Consider the following 15,713-nt stretch of genomic DNA (forward strand, 5'->3'; position numbering starts at 1 on the left):
GACCGTTTCGATCGCTCAGACCCGGATTGTTCCCGATGACCCCATCGTCCCAGGGCGGCACCCACGCATTTCGCGGGGCCGACGCCATGCGCGTATCCCGCGACGGCATCTATCGCGCCGTCTGGCGCTGGCACTTTTACGCCGGCCTGCTGTGCCTGCCCTTCCTCGTCCTGCTCTCGACGACCGGCGCGATCTACCTGTTCAAGGACGAGATCAACGCCACGCTCTTCGCCCACCGGACCGAGGTGGCGGCGCAGAACCGGGCGCCCGTGAGCGCGAGCCGCCTCGTCTACACCGCCTCCGAAGCGGTTCCGGGCGGTGTGCCGGTCTCCTTCACCGGCCCGGCCTCCGCGACCGCCTCCACCCTCGTGACCATGAGGGAGGGCGGCAGCCGGATTCAGGTCTACCTCAACCCCTACAACGCCGATGTCCTCGACGTCGTGAACACCGAGAACGACCCGATGATGGTGGTGAGGCGCCTGCACAGCCTCAGCTATTTCGGCACGGTCGCCAACGGGATCGTGGAGGTGGTGGCAGGCTTCGCGATCATCCTCGTCGTCACCGGCACCTATCTGTGGTGGCCGCGCGGGCAGGGGGGTGGTGTCGTGACAGTCCGGGCGAGGCCGTCCAAGCGCGTCTGGTGGCGGGACCTCCACGCGGTGACCGGGCTCGTGGCCGGCGCCGGCCTGTTCTTCCTCGCGATCACCGGCCTGCCCTGGTCGGTCTGGTGGGGCCAACAGGTCCGCGCCCTGTCGAACGAGGCGGGGCTCGGCCAGCCGCGCGCCCTGTGGGCGGGGAAGGCGGTGTCCGCCGTGCCGATGAAGGACCGGCTGACCCAGGCGGGCTGGACCATGGAGGACGCGCCGATGCCGGTCTCGCAACCGGCGGACGCGCCCGCCATCGGCCTCGACCGGGCCCTGGCCATCCTCGACGGCCTCGGCATGCCACGCGGCTACGAGGTCGCGCTGCCCGAGGGACCCACCGGCATCTATGCCGCCGCGATCTACCCGCGCGACGTCGACCGCCAGCGGCTGATCTCCCTCGACCAATATACCGGCGCCCCTCTGGTGGACGTGGCCTTCGCCGATCTCGGCAGCGTCGGGCAGGCGATCCAGTACGGAATCGGCCTGCACAAGGGCGAGTATTGGGGCCGCCTGAACCAGTTGGCGATGCTCGCCTTCTGCCTCGCCACGATGCTGCTCAGCGTCACAGCCGGAACCATGTGGTGGAAGCGGCGGCCGGCGGGCGGTCTCGGCGTCCCGCCCTGGCCGCGCGACCGCCGGATCGCCGCCACGGTCACCGCCCTGGTCCTCGGGCTGGGCGCGCTGTTTCCACTGACCGGCCTCGCCATCCTCGCCATGATCGGGCTCGACTTCGGCATCCAGGCCCTCCGGCGCCAAGCGCGGCGACCGGCGGCGGCCTGATCCGAGCGACGCGGGGACCGCGCCCGTGACCGACCTCATCCGCCAATTTCGCGCCCTGCGCGCCATGCGCCTCTGCCTCGGCAGCGGGTTGATCCTGCTCGCCCTGTGGGGACAGGCGATCGCACCGCTGGCCGGCTTGCGGATGATGGCGGACCACGCCGTAGCGGGAACCTCGGTCGACCCGCTCGTGCTCTCGGCGATCTGCGGTCATGCGGAGGGCTCCCCCGCCATCGGGGATCAGGCTCCCGCCGCGCCGGCCTGCAAGGCCTGCCCGCTCTGCGCGGTCGGGCTGTCGAGCCCACTCGTTCCCCAAGCGCCATCGGTGGCGCGGCGCCAGGGATGGCACGCGCTGGCCTGGCCGATCCCGCCGCCATCCGAGCCGGCCCGTCCGCATCGCCCGGCCGGCCAGCCGCGCGCACCGCCGACCGCGTCCTGATCCAGCGCGCGCCGTCTCCCCACGGCGCATCCCCTCTGCCGCGATCCGGAATGCTCCCCTCGATGTCATCCTCCCGTTTTCCTCATGCCGCCCGCCGCATCGGCGCCCGGCATGCCCTCCTCGCCCTCGCCGCCCTGCCGCTCGCGAATGCCGACGCCCTGGCGCAAGCCGCCGAGGACGGCGTCACGCTGCCGGAACTCTCCGTCGTCGGAGAGCCAGGCCGGAGCGGCTTCGGCGTCGCCTCGCCCCAGGGCTCGGCCCCCAGCGTCATCGAACAGCCCGTGGGGCAGGTGGTGACGCAGGTCGGGCGCAGCGGGACGATCGACAATCGCCCCGCCACCGATATCGGCTCGGTCCTCGTCAACAGCCCGGGCGTCACCGTGCGCCAGGGCAACGGCGCGCGCGACGTCGTCATCTCGATCCGGGGCAACAACGCCCGCTCCACCGGCGTCACCAAGAACATGGTGGTCCTGGAGGACGGGTTCATCCTGACGCAGCCGGACGGGGCCTCCCGCTTCGATCTCGTCGATCCGCGCGCCTATTCCCGCATCGACGTGTTCCGCGGTCCGCAATCGGCCCTGTTCGGCAATTACGCCACCGGCGGCGCGCTGGCCTTCCGGACGCGCACCGGCCGCGAGATCAACGGCTACGAGATCGGCACCGAGGCGGGCAGCTTCGGCTATCTGAGCAATTACTTCACCGTTGGCGGCGCCAGTGGTCCGGTGGAGATCAGCCTGTTCGCCAGCGACGCGCGCGGCAATGGCTACCAGGGCCATTCCTCCTACGACACCCAGACCATCAACCTGCTGGCGAGCTACACGCCCACCCCGGACAACCGCTTCACCCTGAAGGTGATCAACAACCAGGTGAACGCGGATCTGCCCGCCCGCTCCTCCCTCGACCAGTTCGGCATCAACCCCTACCAGCGCGGCTGCGCGGTGGCGGCCACCGCGGCCCCGGGCTGCACGCTCACGAACCTGCGCATCAACGGGGCCTTCGGCGCCACCGTGCCGGTGACGGCGGACGAGGGCGCCTTCGGGCGCAAGGACCGCCGCACCATCGTGGCGGCGCGCTGGGAACACGATATCGACGCGCAGACCACGTGGCGCACACAGCTCGGCTTCGACGAGCGCAACTTCAACCAGCCCTTCTACACGACCTCGTCGCGGGGCTCCTATCCGTCCTGGAACTTCCTCACCGACCTGACCCGGCGCGGCGACCTCTTCGGCCTGCCGGCGGTGGGCTACGTGGCGCTCGCCTACAACACCATCGACAACCACATTACGACCTTTAACCGCGCCCCCTATGGCGGACCGACGCTCGGCGCGCTGATCGGCGACCAGGAGGCGGTGCAATCGAATCTCGGTGGCCGTGCAAGGACGGAGGTCGCGCTCTCGGATCAGTGGACGGGTGTCCTCGGCATCGCGGCGGAGAACACCACCATCACCGGGCGCAACCTCGCCTACGGCTATTCGGCGGCGGGACGGACGACGACGGTGGCCACGACCGACCGCAGCTTCCTCAACGTCGCGCCCGAACTCGCCCTGGTCTACCGGCCGAACGCCGCCTGGGCGTTCCGGGGGCGGGCCGCCACGGGATACACCACGCCGGCGGCGAGCAACCTGTTCATCACCCCCGCCGGCCTTCCGGGCAGCAACACCCAGCTCCAGACCCAGGAGAATCTCGGCTTCGATCTCGGCGCCGACTGGACTCCGACGGAGAATCTGCGCCTCAGCCTGACCGGTTTCTACGAGTTGTTCCGCAACGAGCTCGTCTCGCAATCCCCCGGCGCCGGGCTCCTGAGCTACACGTTCAACGCCCCGGCCTCGGAGCATCGCGGCATCGAGTTCGCGGCCGACTGGGCCTTCTCACCCGGATGGCGCGCGGTCGCCGCCTACACGTTCGACGACCAGATCTATACGACATACACCGAGCAACTCAGCGCCGGAGCCTTCACCGAAAGGTTCGACCGCGCCGGCAACGCCATCCCGGGCGTGCCCGCCCACCAGCTCCTCGCCCGTATCGGCTACGACCAGCCGACAGGGCCGCTCGCCGGCCTCGGTGCCTATGTGGAAGCGGTGGTCCAGGACGGCTTCTTCCTCGACAACGCCAACCAGTTGAAGGCGCCGGGCTACACCCTCGTCAACGCCAACGTGCATTACGCGGCCGATCTCACCGGCGGATACGCCAAGCGCATCAGCCTCTATGCGGAAGTCCGCAACGTCTTCGACGAGACCTACGTCTCCTCGGCCCAGAACCTCGCGAACTCCCTCAGCGCCACGAGCGGCCTGCAGAACGGTGCGGGCGTGCTCGCCGCCACCACGGGCTCGGTCTTCGCCGGGGCGCCGCGCAACGTGGTCGCCGGGATGAGGCTGTCCTTCTGAAAACGCCGACGGGCCGGATAGGGCATCCGGCCCGTCATTGTCAGGACGATCGCGGGGTCAGCGCCTCAGCGGACCCTTGTCACCACGTCACGCGCGCCGTCACCAGGGCCTGGAACGGCTCGCCCACCGCCACCAGCAGGTTGCTGGCCGCCGATGACGTATAATAGGTCTCGTCGAACAGGTTCTTGAGGTTGAGCTGGATCGTTGTCGCCCGACCGTTCACCGCCGTGCGATAGGCGAGGAAGGCATCGCATTTGAGGTAGTGGGGCATGGTGAAGGTGTTGGCGGCATCGCCCGGCCGCTCGCCGATATAGCGGGTACCGAAGCCGGCCTCGAGGAAACCGGGGCCGAGGCGCATGGAGCCGAGCTCGCCCTCCCGCGTCACCGCGCCGAACTGGTGGGTGAGGAAGGCGGAGGCCGTCACGCGCGGCGTGTTCTGAAGCTCCTTGCCCGCGAGGATGGGATCCTCGGTCACGAGGGCCTGGGTGAAGCCGTAGCTGCCGATCACCGCCCAATCGGGCAGGATCTGACCTGCGAAGTCGAGTTCGAACCCGCGCGAACGGGCCTTACCGGCGGTGGTGGCGAGCCGTGCCCCGTCCACCACCTGGGTGACCAGCACATTGGCCTTCTCGACGTCGAACATGGCTCCCGTCACGGTGAGGCCGGGGCCGAGATCCGCCTTCACACCGACCTCGTAGGCCTCGCCTTCCTCGGGGGCGAGGGAGCCGTTGGTCTCCAGATCCGTGACGTTGGGTCGGAACGAGCGGCTGAAGCTGCCATAGAGCGAGAGATCGGGCGTCAGCTTGTAGACGATCCCGGCACGCGGGACCGGCTGCACGCCGTTGATGTCGGTGGTGACCACGGACGGTCGTCCGGCATAGGCGAGCTGATCGTAGATCTGCGCGCTGATTCCGGCCACCAGGATGAGCTGGTCGGTGAGGTGGAACGAGTCCTGGAGATAGAGGCTGGTGTTGTTGAGCCGGTCGCGGACGTCACTCCCCGTGAGCGAAACCTGGCTCGACGGGCCGAGGCGATCATAGATCGGGTCGAAGACGTTGAAGCCGCCCTGGTTCGCTCCGCGAATGGTAGTCTTGCGGAAGTAATCCACCCGCTCGTACATCGCGCCGGCCAGGATGTCGTGCCGCAGGCCGAACGTGTCGACGCGTCCGGTCAGGTCGAGGCGGGCCACATGCGCGTTGAAGTCGCCGCCCTGGGTCGAGTCGGCCCTTCGGGTCAGCATGCCCCTCTCGGCATTGTACGAGACCGCGCGGACCTGATTGTCGTCGTAGCCGAGATGGCTGAAGCTATAGCCGAAATGCAGCCGCCAATCGTCGTTGAAGCGATGCTCGATGTCGAGGCTGGCGAGATGGCTCGTGGCGTCGACGCTGCTGAAGCGTTCGTCGAAGCGGCGGTCGCGCGGGACCTTCAGGGGACGGCCGGTGCGCGGATCGAAGATGGTGCCGCGGTCGAATGGAATATTATAATGCGAGAACTCGTAGGCCACCGTCACCTTGGTGTCGTCGCCCTTCCAGGTGAGTGATGGTGCCACGACCTGTCGTTCGATCGCTCCGAAATTGCGCCAGTATTGATAATCCTGGAAATCGCCGACCACCCGATAGGCCAGGTTGGTGCCTTCGATCGGCCCGGTCACGTCGGCCTGGACGAGACCGCCGCCGAAGCTCGTCCCGGTGATGCCGAGGGCGCCGTGCGGGGTGAATTCGGGACGCTTCGAGACGAGGTTGATGAGACCTCCGGGCTCCGAGATGCCGTAAAGCAGGGAGGCGGGCCCTTTCAGCACCTCCACCTGCTCGATGGCGTAATTGAAGTTCTGCTGCAGGACCGTACGGCGGCCATCCCGCAGGATCGAGCTGTCCCGCGTGGTCCCGAATCCGCGCCGGATCACGCCTTCCTGCGTGCCCCCGAGGCTGTTGGCCTGGGCGGTGCCGCTGACATTCCGCAGGGCCTCGTCGAGGGAGAGGACGGCCTGGTCGCGCAGGACCGTGGCGGGCACCACGGCGATGTTGGCGGGCGTGTCGAGGAGCGAGGTGTCCGACCCGGCCCCGAAACTGGTGCGCCGGGGCTGATACCCGATGGTCCTCCGGCCATCGCCGTCGACGGTGATCTGATCGAGGGACACGGCCATCGGGGACGCGGCCTGCACCACGGGGCCGTTCTGGGCCCAGGCCGTGTCCGCGAGGACGAGGGCGGCTCCGCCCGCCAGCAACCACTGCAAGCGGTTGGCGGCTCGGCGGTCGAGCCCCACCGCGTTTGTCAGGCATCCTGTTTGGTCTTGCATTGTCGGCTCCGGAAACACTCCGGTATCACAAGTATTACTAATGATATATTCTGACAATATCCAGTAGAAACATTGTAATTCTTCTAATTATGCAATTTATTGATGAATCAATAGGTGATATTTTTCATAGTAACCGATATTTCATGCGTCAGTAAATTTCCACTGCTTTGCCTTGCATGCATAATAGCCTGCTTATCGACGGCGCAAGGCGATATGCGTCCGATCGCATCCCCCTCGGAGGCGAGCGGAATCGAGCGCATCGCGGAGTCGGCGGATTGTGCAACGCTGCCGGATCGAGCTCAGGCAGGGCACTCGCGGACGGTCAGGGTGGTAACCGTAAGATCACATCTTGTCGGGAACTGGGACCGGGCGCCCCGACACCTCAGCAAGGTTGTAGCCTTCCCATGCGGAACGGCTTAGGGCGATCGGCAAAGCTGGCGGTCTCCTGAGAGCTGCCGCGACGAAGGAGTTTCGGATGACCAGACGCGGCTACAAGGGAGCCATCATCGCCGCCGGCCTCGGTGCCCTGGCCTGCATGGCCGGCACGGCGCAGGCGGCCCAATGCGGCAACACGGCCAGCGGTTTCGAGGCGTGGAAGACCCAGTTCGCGCAGGAAGCGAAGGGACGCGCCAGCGCCGCGAGCCTCGCCGCCCTGATGGAGACCTCCTATTCCGGCGCCACCATTTCTGCCGACCGGGGCCAGAAGAGCTTCCGCCTGACCCTCGACCAGTTCCTGGCCAAGCGCGGCGGCCCCACCATCGTCGCGCGCGGCCGCAAGCTGAAACAGACCAACGCGGCGTTGTTCGCCTCGATCGAGCAGCGCTACGGCGTGCCGGCCGGCCCGCTCCTGGCGATCTGGGGCATGGAGACGGGCTTCGGCGCCGTTCGCGGCAATATCAATACGCTCTCCGCCGTGGCGACCCTCGCCTACGATTGCCGCCGTTCGGACTTCTTTACCGACCAGCTCTACGCGGCCCTCACCCTCGTCGATCGTGGCATCCTCAACGCCTCGACCCGTGGCGCCGCCCATGGCGAGGTCGGTCACACCCAGTTCCTGCCCAAGAACGTGCTGACCTACAGCACCGGCGGAAGCCTCGACAGCGCCCCCAACGCGCTCAACGCCACCGCGAACTTCCTCAAGGGCCACGGCTGGAGGGCCGGAGCCGGTTACCAGCCGGGCGAGCCGAACTTCGCGGCCATCCAGGGATGGAACGCCGCCACCGTCTACCAGAAGGCGATTGCCCAGCTCGGACGCCAGATCGACGGCGAGTGACGGAAATTCGGGGCCCTGCGGGGCCCCGTTTTCGTTCGGTCCAGCCGCTCGTATCGGGGACACGCGCGGCGCCGCTTCCCTAAGCCCACCTTGACTTGGCCCGTGCCCGGTCGATCTTCCGGCTTCGACGATGGCGTCGCAGCAGGAAAACTCCATGGCCGGGATCGTTCTCGCGGGATTGATCGGGATGGTGGCGGGTCTGCGGACCTTGACCGCGCCGGCGGCCGTCGCCTGGGCGGCGCATCTCGGCTGGATCTCCCTCGACGGGAACTGGCTCGCCTTTCTCGGCTACCGCTCGACGGCCGTCATCCTCACCCTTCTCGCGCTCGCCGAGTTCGTCACGGACACGCTTCCCGCCACGCCGAGCCGCACCGTGCCCGTGCAGTTCGCCGCGCGGATCGCGAGCGGCGCCCTTTGCGGCGGTGCGATCGGGACGGGTCTCGGACAGCCCGTCGCCGGAGCCCTGGCGGGCGCGGCGGGCGCCGTCATCGGAACACTGGTCGGCTCCCGGGCGAGGGCGTGGATGGCCGCCTCCTTCGGTTCGGACCGGCCGGCCGCCTTCATCGAGGATGCCGTCGCCGTCATCGCCGCGATCCTCGTCACGAGCGCAATTTAGCACCGCGTCCGGGCTTCGCCTCCCGGCCCCGCCGACGGATTCGATCTCTTCCCGCCTTGCCGCTTCGTATCTCGTCCGTGACGGACGATAGAATTGTCGGCATCGAGGACCGGAAGCGCGATTGGTGCGTTGCAGTTCATCGTCACGCCTGACACCAGGACGCTCCGCCGTGGGGAGCGACCATCCGGGGCCGGGCGAGGAGAGGGCGATGGCCTTTGCACCCCTCCGCCGCACGGCCGGACATATCCGGCTCCAGCCGGCGGCGAAGGGGGCAGGGACGTCGTGGCCGGGCCGGCAGGCACGGAGACCGATGTCTTCAACACGAGTGGTCGTGCGAGAGGGATCCAGGCCTCCCGAACGAACGATCACGCAAGCGCAGGCCCGAAGAGTCGGGTCGAGATGATGCCGGAGTTCCGTTGATGGCCAAGATCCTGCTGGTGGAAGATCATGAAGAGATCTGGGACTTCCTGTCCCGCCGTCTCAAGCGACGTGGCTACGACGTCATCCTGGCCCATGACGGCGAGGCCGGCGTGCAGCAGGCCCGCGCCGGACGGCCGGACGTGATCCTTCTCGATATGAACCTGCCCATCCTCGACGGCTGGTCGGCGGCCCGCGCCCTGAAATCCAGCGGCGACACCCGGGACATCCCGATCATCGCGCTCACCGCCCACGCCATGCTGGGCGACCGAGACAAGGCGATCCAGGCCGGCTGCGACGATTACCATCCCAAGCCCATCGACTTCTCCAAGCTCCTCACCCAGATCGGCGCGGCTTTGGGCGGCACGGAAACGCCGGCCTGACCGACGGTACGATCCAGGACTTCGCGCGTCCCGTCGGGACGGGGCTTCCACTGACACGCGTCGAGACGAGAAGACCCATCCTCCATGAGTGACGATCCCATCACCGCGCGCCTGATGCGGCAGGCGATGCCGGTGTTCACGATCCTGGCCTCGTGCCTGCTGGTCGTCACCATCGCGTCGATGCTGTATTTCGGCCGCGACATCATCGTACCCGTGGTCCTGGCGATCCTCCTCAGCTTCGTCCTGGTGCCCGCCGTGCGCGTGCTGAGGCGGGCGATGGTGCCGCGCGCCGCGGCGGCGCCCCTCGTGGTGGTGGCGGCTTTCGCGGCGATCATCGGGGTCGGGCTGCTCATCACCACCGAGGCGGGCCAGCTCGCCTCCGACCTGCCGCGCTACCAGATCACCATCCGCGAGAAGATCGCCTCGGTGAAGGAGGCGACCTCGGGCAGCGGAACCCTGTCTCGCATCGTCGACATGGTGCAGGACCTCGGCGAGGAACTGCAGCCCGCGGCCCCGAAGGACGAAGACCTTCCGGGCCGATCGGGCAGCCGCGCCAACCCGCTCCACGTGGTGGTCGCGACCCCGCAGGCCGCCCTCGCCACGACGCTCGGCGCCTTCGTCGGGCCCATCCTGCACCCCCTCGCCACAGCAGGCCTGATCCTCCTTTTCACGATCTTCATCCTGCTGCAGCGGGAAGACCTGCGGAACCGCGCCATCCGGCTCGCCGGCTCGGGCGACCTGCGCCGCACCACGGCGGCCATCGACGACGCCACCAGCCGGCTGAGCCGGTTCTTCCTGGCGCAGCTCGCCCTCAACATCGCCTTCGGCGCGGTCATCGGCACCGGCCTCTGGTTCATCGGGGTGCCGAGTCCGATCCTGTTCGGCGTGCTGGCGGCGATCCTGCGCTTCGTGCCCTATATCGGTGGCGCCATCAGCGCCCTGCTGCCCCTGATCCTGGCGGCGGCGGTGGATCCCGGCTGGTCGATGGTCATCGCCACGGCGCTCCTGTTCCTCATCGTCGAGCCCATCGCCGGCCATGTGGTCGAACCGCTGCTCTACGGCCATTCCACCGGCCTCTCGCCGCTGGCGGTCATCCTGGCGGCCACGGTGTGGACCTTCCTTTGGGGACCGATCGGCCTCGTCCTCGCGACGCCGATTACGGTCTGTCTCGTCGTCCTCGGCCGCCACGTGGACCGGCTCTGGTTCCTCGACGTCATCCTCGGCGACCAGCCCGCTTTGGCGCCGCCCGAAATCTTCTACCAGCGCATGCTCGCCGGAGACCCGGCCGAGGCGATCGAGCAGGGCCGGCAGGTGCTGAAGGCGCGGGCGCTGGTAACCTATTACGACGAGGTCGTGCTGGCGGGCCTTCGCCTCGCGCAGGACGACCTCGCCCGCGGGGCCCTCGACCGGTCGCGCCAGAGCGAGGTCGGCGCGGCGATCCGCACCGTGGTCGACCGGCTCAAGCTCGCGCCGATCAAGCGGTCGGGCTCCGCCGCGAATGCCGAAGCGGCGGCGGCCATCGCCGCCGCCGGACCGGATCGCAGCAGCGCCGGCATCGTCCTGGCGCGGGACGATCTCGCTGCGAACTGGCGCGGCACCACCCCGATCCTCTGCGTCTCGAGCCGCGGTCCCTTCGACGAGGCGGCGACCCTGATGCTGAGCCAGATCCTCGGCCGCCATGGTCTGGCCGCCCAGATGACCTCGCTGGCCGACCTGCGCGCCGACAAGCGGCCGGAGCGCACCGACGAGATTGCGATGATCTGCTTCTCCTATCTCGAACCGGTCAGCCTCTCGCAGATCCGCCTCACCGTCCGCCAGGCCCGCAAGGAGCTTCCCGGTGTGAAGGTGCTCGTCGGGTTCTGGCGCGAGCGCGATCCCTCGACCCTCGACCGCCTTCGCCGGACCACCTCCGCCGACGTGCTGGTGACCTCCCTCAACGATGCCCTCGACGCGGCCCTGCGCTATGCCGCGCCGGAGCGGGCGGGACGCGGCTGAGGCCATGACCGCTCGCGACCCCGCCCAATCTCATGCCGCCACCGATGGGCTTCTGGCCGGTATCACGGAGGCGGATGGGTGTCCTTTCCGCGCGGATGAGGACCGGCTCGCCTTGTCCGGCCTCCGGGCCGGGCGCGAGGATCTGCTGGCGCGCATCCCGACCGGCGAAGCGGCTCCCCCATGGTGGGACGGCAGGCATCGCGGCCTCGGCCTGTCCCGCGCGCATCTCGACGGAGCCGATCTCGTCGAGGCCGACCTGTCCGGCGCCAACCTGTCCGGCGCCTCCCTCGTCGGGGCACTGGCGCGCTCGGCCCGGTTCGAGGGCGCCATCTTGGAGGAAGCGAATTTCAGCGAGGCCGATTGCAGCGGCGCGGATTTCACCGGCATCGTCGGCGGCGAAGCGCATTTCTCCGACGCCATGCTGGAGGACGCCAACTTCACGGGCGCGACGATGCGCTTCGCCCGGATGCAGCGTGCTCTGCTGGACGGCGCGACCTTCGCCCGCGCCGACCTCTGGGGAGCCGACTTCACCGGAGCGGATGCCGATTACAGCCGGTTCGATGGCGGCCGCCTCGATGAGGCGAACCTCTCCGACATGAACCTGACCTTCGCCAATTTCGACGGGGCGAGCCTCAAGAAGGCGCGTCTCACCGGCTCGCGCCTGCGCGGCGCAAGCCTCGCCGGCGTCGCCCTCGACGGGGCCGACCTGTCGGGGGCCGATCTGTCCGACACCAACCTCGTGCGCCTCAACTTGATGTCGTGCCGTCTGCGCCATGCGCGGTTCTCGGGTGCGCTCCTTACCGGTGTCCGCTTTCGGGTGGATCAGCTCGGCGGCGCGGTCGGTGAGGAGATCGCGGGCGAATACGAGGCCGCGCAAGCGAGCTATCTCGCCATCGAGCACAACATGAAGAGCATCGGCAGCCATGACGAGGCGAGCTGGGCCTACAAGCGCGGCCGGCGCATGGGCCGGCTCCATGCCGGTGCCGAGGCGCGGGCGGCCTGGGCCCGACGGACCCGGGCGCCCCAAACCTGGAAGCCCGTCCTGCAATCGGGCTATCGCTGGGTCGCCGACCGGTTCGTGGAATGGCTCTGTGATTACGGGGAGAGCCTCTCGCGCATCGCCCGTGCCTTCGTGATCCTGATCTTCGTCTTCGGCGCCCTGTTCGGCATCGCCGGCGGGCTGATCCCCGAGGGCGGCAGCGGGGCCGCCACCTACAATCCCCTCGACCTCCTCAGCTACAGCGCCCTCAACATGATGACGGCGAACCCTCCCGAGATCGGCGTCAAGCCGGTCGGGAGGTTCACCAACCTCCTCGTCGGGATCGAAGGCGCCGCCGGGATCATCCTGATGGGCCTGTTCGGCTTCGTGCTGGGCAACCGGCTGCGACGATAGGCATTCGCCGGACGCGCCGTCCCCCGCACACCACCGATCCGTCATCGACATCACCGCGAGCCGCCCCGATGAGCACCCCGACCTCCTCCCGTCGCCTCTGGCGCTGGCGCAGCCCCAAGACGGTTCCCACCGCCCTGAAGGGGATCCCCGGCTCACCCGTCGCCTTCGCCCTGTTCGCGGTCGCCCTCATCGCGGGCCTCGCCAACTACGTGTTCGCCGAGCGCAGCCGAACGGAGGCCACCCGCCAGCACGACATCATCACGCTGAACGAGCGCCTGCTCTCGACCATGAAGGACCTCGAGACGGGCATGCGCGGCTACACCCTGACGGGGCTGCCGAACTACCTCACGCCCTACAAACGGGCGCTCGACACCCTCGACGGACAGATCGGCGAGCTCGACCGGCTGGAATCGGAATCCGCCGACCCCGGAACCGCCCGGCGCCAGGAATTGCGGACCCTCATCACGGGTGAACGGGATTTCGCCCGCCGGGTGGTGGAAGCGCGGGATGCCAGCGGCTTCGAAGCGGCCGTGACCCTCGTCCGGACCGGGGAGGGCAAGCGCATGATGGACGGCATCCGCGAAGCCACCCGGGTCGGCCAGGACCATGCCCGCGACAGCCTCGCCCGCTCCGAGACGACGGAATTCTGGCGCGGGCTGATCCTGTCCCTCGTCTGCGCGGCCTCGGCCCTGGCTGCGATGGCGCTCCTCGGCCGCATCGCCCTGCTGCGCCGCCGTGACAGCCAGCGCATGACGGCTTTGCTCGACGGAGTTCTGGCCAACGCCCCCGTGGGCCTCGGCTTCCTCGACCACACCCTGTCGATCCGCCACATGAACCGCGCTTTGGAAACGATGAACGCGCGCGGATTCCAGGCGTCCCTCGGCGGCCCGATCTGGGCCGCCCTCCCGGAACTCGAAGACTTGCTCCGTCCGAAATTCGAGGCGGCGCGCGACAACGGCCTGATCACGCCCGATATCGACGTCGCGGTGCCGACCCCGAGTGCGCCGGGCGGCGTCCGCCATCTCCAGATCAGCGTCTATCCGCTGCCGGGCGCGGCGGGCCTCTCCGACGGGACGGTGGACGGCGTCGGTTTCGTCGTCACCGACGAGACCCTGCGCAAGCTCACGGAGGAGCGCACGCGCCAGAGCGAGCAGCGCTTCCGCTCTCTCACCGAGGCTACCTCTTCCATCGTCTGGGCGACTCCGCCGGATGGCGGCTTCACGGTCGCGCCGTCCGAATGGACCCGCTTCACCGGCCAGACGCCAAAGGAGGCCGCCGGCCACGGCTTCCTCGCGGCAATCCACCCCGATGACCGCGAGAAGACGCAGCTCGCCTGGGATCATGCGGTCACCCACGTCACCCTCTACGAGATCGAGCACCGCCTGCGCCGCCATGACGGCGTGTGGCGCTACATGGCCGTGCGCGGCGTCCCCATCCTCGACGAGGCGGGGACGGTCCGCGAATGGGTCGGCGCCCATACTGACATCACTGCGCGCAAGGAGGCCGAGCAGGCGCTGGAAGCCGCCAAGGAAGCGGCGGAAGAAGCCAACCGCGCGAAAAGCCAGTTCCTGGCCAATATGAGCCACGAACTGCGCACGCCGCTCTCGGCGGTGATCGGCTATTCCGAGATGCTGCAGGAGGAGATGGAGGATCTCGGCCAGGAGAGCCTGCTCGCAGACATGCGCAAGATCGAGTCGAATGCCCGTCATCTCCTCGGCCTGATCAACGACGTCCTCGACCTCTCGAAGATCGAAGCCGAGCGGATGGAGATCTATGCCGAAGCCTTTCCCGTGGGCGAGATGGTGCGGGAAGTGGCCTCCACCGTGGACGCCCTCGTGGCCAAGAAGGGCAATACCCTCGTCCTCGATCTCGCGGACGATCTCGGCATCGCCCATACCGACCAGACCAAGCTGCGCCAGTGCTTGATCAACCTTCTCAGCAACGCGGCGAAATTCACCGAGAACGGGCAGATCACCCTCTCGGCCGTGCAGGAAGGCATCGCCGGGTCCACCTCACTGGTCTTCCGTGTGACGGATACCGGCATCGGCATGAGCCCGGAGCAGCAAGCCAAGCTGTTCGAGCGCTTCACCCAGGCGGATGCCTCGACGACGCGCCGCTTCGGCGGGACAGGCCTCGGCCTTGCCATCACGCGGGCCTTCGCCACCATGCTCGGCGGACAGATCGACGTGGCGAGCCGGGAAGGGGAGGGAACCACCTTCACCATCCGGATCCCCGCACAATACCGGGAGACCGCCACCGAGACTCGGGAAGAGGCCCCCGACGGTTCCCCGGCGCAGCCGGCAGCCACGCCGAAGACTGGCGACCGGGTCCTGATCATCGACGACGACCCCGCCACGCGGGACCTGCTCACCCGCTTCCTCGAGAAGGAGGGCTTCCGGGTCGCGAGCGCGGCCGACGGCCGCGAGGGGCTGGAGCTGGCGCGCAGCCTGCGGCCCCGCGTGATCCTCCTCGACGTAACCATGCCGCGCATGGACGGCTGGTCGGTGCTGCGGGCCCTGCGCGCCGACCCCGATCTCGGGGCGACGCCGGTGATCATGGTGACGGTTCTCGACGAACAGAGCCTCGCCTTTTCCCTCGGCGCCACTGACTACCTGCACAAGCCCATCGAATGGGGGCACCTGAAGGAGGCGATGGAGCGTTTCAAGGCAGGGGCATCCGATGGGCCTGTGCTCGTCGTCGACGACGATGCAGACGTGCGCGAGCGGATGACCGCGATGCTCACCCGCGAGGGCTGGCGCGTGGCCTCGGCCGAGCATGGCCGGGCCGGGCTGGAAGCGGTGGCCGTGAAGAAACCCTGCCTGATCCTTCTCGACCTGATGATGCCGGAGATGGACGGGTTCGGCTTCCTGCGCGCGCTGCGGGCGAAACCGGAATGGCGCGACATCCCCGTCGTGGTGCTGACCGCCAAGGACGTCACCGCCGACGACCGCCGGCGTCTCGCCGGCCAGGCCGACCGAGTGCTGCAGAAGGGCCAGCTCAGCCTGTCCGACCTCTCCGACGCCCTGCGATCCCTCGTGGCCTCATAAAAAGGGTGGAGCTCAACTCCGACGCCGCGGCCGGCCTCGGCGTCGGCTC

Annotated in this window: 10 protein-coding genes; 9 read left to right on the top strand and 1 reads right to left on the bottom strand. The window is 68.5% G+C overall.

The annotated features are described in order from the left end of the window. Positions 1-35: 35 nt before the first annotated feature. From ASF32_RS09955 to ASF32_RS09965, 3 genes are all read left to right on the top strand, one after another. Positions 36-1,424 carry a PepSY domain-containing protein gene (locus ASF32_RS09955; RefSeq protein ID WP_056427220.1) on the top strand — a complete coding sequence of 463 codons (1,389 nt, stop codon included), beginning with the start codon at positions 36-38 and terminating at the stop codon, positions 1,422-1,424. A gap of 25 nt (positions 1,425-1,449) precedes the next feature. Then, positions 1,450-1,860, top strand: coding sequence for a hypothetical protein (locus ASF32_RS09960; protein ID WP_056427223.1), 411 nt, complete (start codon positions 1,450-1,452; stop codon positions 1,858-1,860). A gap of 62 nt (positions 1,861-1,922) precedes the next feature. Further along, the gene (locus ASF32_RS09965) at positions 1,923-4,244 is read left to right on the top strand and encodes a TonB-dependent receptor (RefSeq protein WP_056427341.1); all 2,322 of its coding nucleotides are present in this window, start codon (positions 1,923-1,925) and stop codon (positions 4,242-4,244) included. 79 nt (positions 4,245-4,323) lie between these two features. Here ASF32_RS09965 and ASF32_RS09970 read toward each other — a convergent pair whose 3' ends face one another. Continuing rightward, complete coding sequence (locus ASF32_RS09970) at positions 4,324-6,540, bottom strand: TonB-dependent siderophore receptor (RefSeq protein WP_244483620.1); 2,217 nt, start codon at positions 6,538-6,540, stop codon at positions 4,324-4,326. Between the two features lie 535 nt (positions 6,541-7,075). Between ASF32_RS09970 and ASF32_RS09975 the strand changes: the two genes are divergently transcribed. The 6 genes from ASF32_RS09975 to ASF32_RS10000 all read left to right on the top strand — a co-directional run bounded on the left by ASF32_RS09975 (position 7,076) and on the right by ASF32_RS10000 (position 15,664). Continuing rightward, a complete protein-coding gene (locus ASF32_RS09975) occupies positions 7,076-7,813 on the top strand; it encodes a lytic transglycosylase domain-containing protein (RefSeq protein ID WP_244478007.1) in 738 nt (245 codons plus the stop codon). Positions 7,814-7,967: 154 nt separating this feature from the next. After that, positions 7,968-8,429 (top strand): DUF4126 family protein, encoded by a 462-nt coding sequence (locus ASF32_RS09980; RefSeq protein ID WP_056427229.1) that lies wholly within the window; start codon positions 7,968-7,970, stop codon positions 8,427-8,429. 419 nt (positions 8,430-8,848) lie between these two features. Continuing rightward, a complete protein-coding gene (locus ASF32_RS09985) occupies positions 8,849-9,229 on the top strand; it encodes a response regulator (RefSeq protein WP_056427231.1) in 381 nt (126 codons plus the stop codon). Positions 9,230-9,313: 84 nt separating this feature from the next. After that, entirely contained in the window at positions 9,314-11,224 is a 1,911-nt protein-coding gene (locus ASF32_RS09990; protein WP_056427234.1) for an AI-2E family transporter, read from the top strand. A gap of 4 nt (positions 11,225-11,228) precedes the next feature. Next, positions 11,229-12,617 (top strand): pentapeptide repeat-containing protein, encoded by a 1,389-nt coding sequence (locus tag ASF32_RS09995; protein WP_056427349.1) that lies wholly within the window; start codon positions 11,229-11,231, stop codon positions 12,615-12,617. Between the two features lie 68 nt (positions 12,618-12,685). Further along, positions 12,686-15,664 (top strand): response regulator, encoded by a 2,979-nt coding sequence (locus tag ASF32_RS10000; protein WP_056427236.1) that lies wholly within the window; start codon positions 12,686-12,688, stop codon positions 15,662-15,664. Positions 15,665-15,713 lie beyond the last annotated feature (49 nt).

It is taken from the genome of Methylobacterium sp. Leaf91 (assembly GCF_001422815.1).
Lineage (GTDB): Bacteria > Pseudomonadota > Alphaproteobacteria > Rhizobiales > Beijerinckiaceae > Methylobacterium.

What these genes read in the sequence shown, in the direction of transcription:
- ASF32_RS09955 (WP_056427220.1), top strand. Translation starts at nt 36, where the DNA reads ATGACCCCATCGTCCCAGGGCGGCACCCACGCATTTCGCGGGGCCGAC.
- ASF32_RS09965 (WP_056427341.1), top strand. Translation starts at nt 1,923, where the DNA reads ATGTCATCCTCCCGTTTTCCTCATGCCGCCCGCCGCATCGGCGCCCGG.
- ASF32_RS09970 (WP_244483620.1), bottom strand. Translation starts at nt 6,540, where the DNA reads ATGCAAGACCAAACAGGATGCCTGACAAACGCGGTGGGGCTCGACCGC.
- ASF32_RS09975 (WP_244478007.1), top strand. Translation starts at nt 7,076, where the DNA reads ATGGCCGGCACGGCGCAGGCGGCCCAATGCGGCAACACGGCCAGCGGT.
- ASF32_RS09980 (WP_056427229.1), top strand. Translation starts at nt 7,968, where the DNA reads ATGGCCGGGATCGTTCTCGCGGGATTGATCGGGATGGTGGCGGGTCTG.
- ASF32_RS09985 (WP_056427231.1), top strand. Translation starts at nt 8,849, where the DNA reads ATGGCCAAGATCCTGCTGGTGGAAGATCATGAAGAGATCTGGGACTTC.
- ASF32_RS09990 (WP_056427234.1), top strand. Translation starts at nt 9,314, where the DNA reads ATGAGTGACGATCCCATCACCGCGCGCCTGATGCGGCAGGCGATGCCG.
- ASF32_RS09995 (WP_056427349.1), top strand. Translation starts at nt 11,229, where the DNA reads ATGACCGCTCGCGACCCCGCCCAATCTCATGCCGCCACCGATGGGCTT.
- ASF32_RS10000 (WP_056427236.1), top strand. Translation starts at nt 12,686, where the DNA reads ATGAGCACCCCGACCTCCTCCCGTCGCCTCTGGCGCTGGCGCAGCCCC.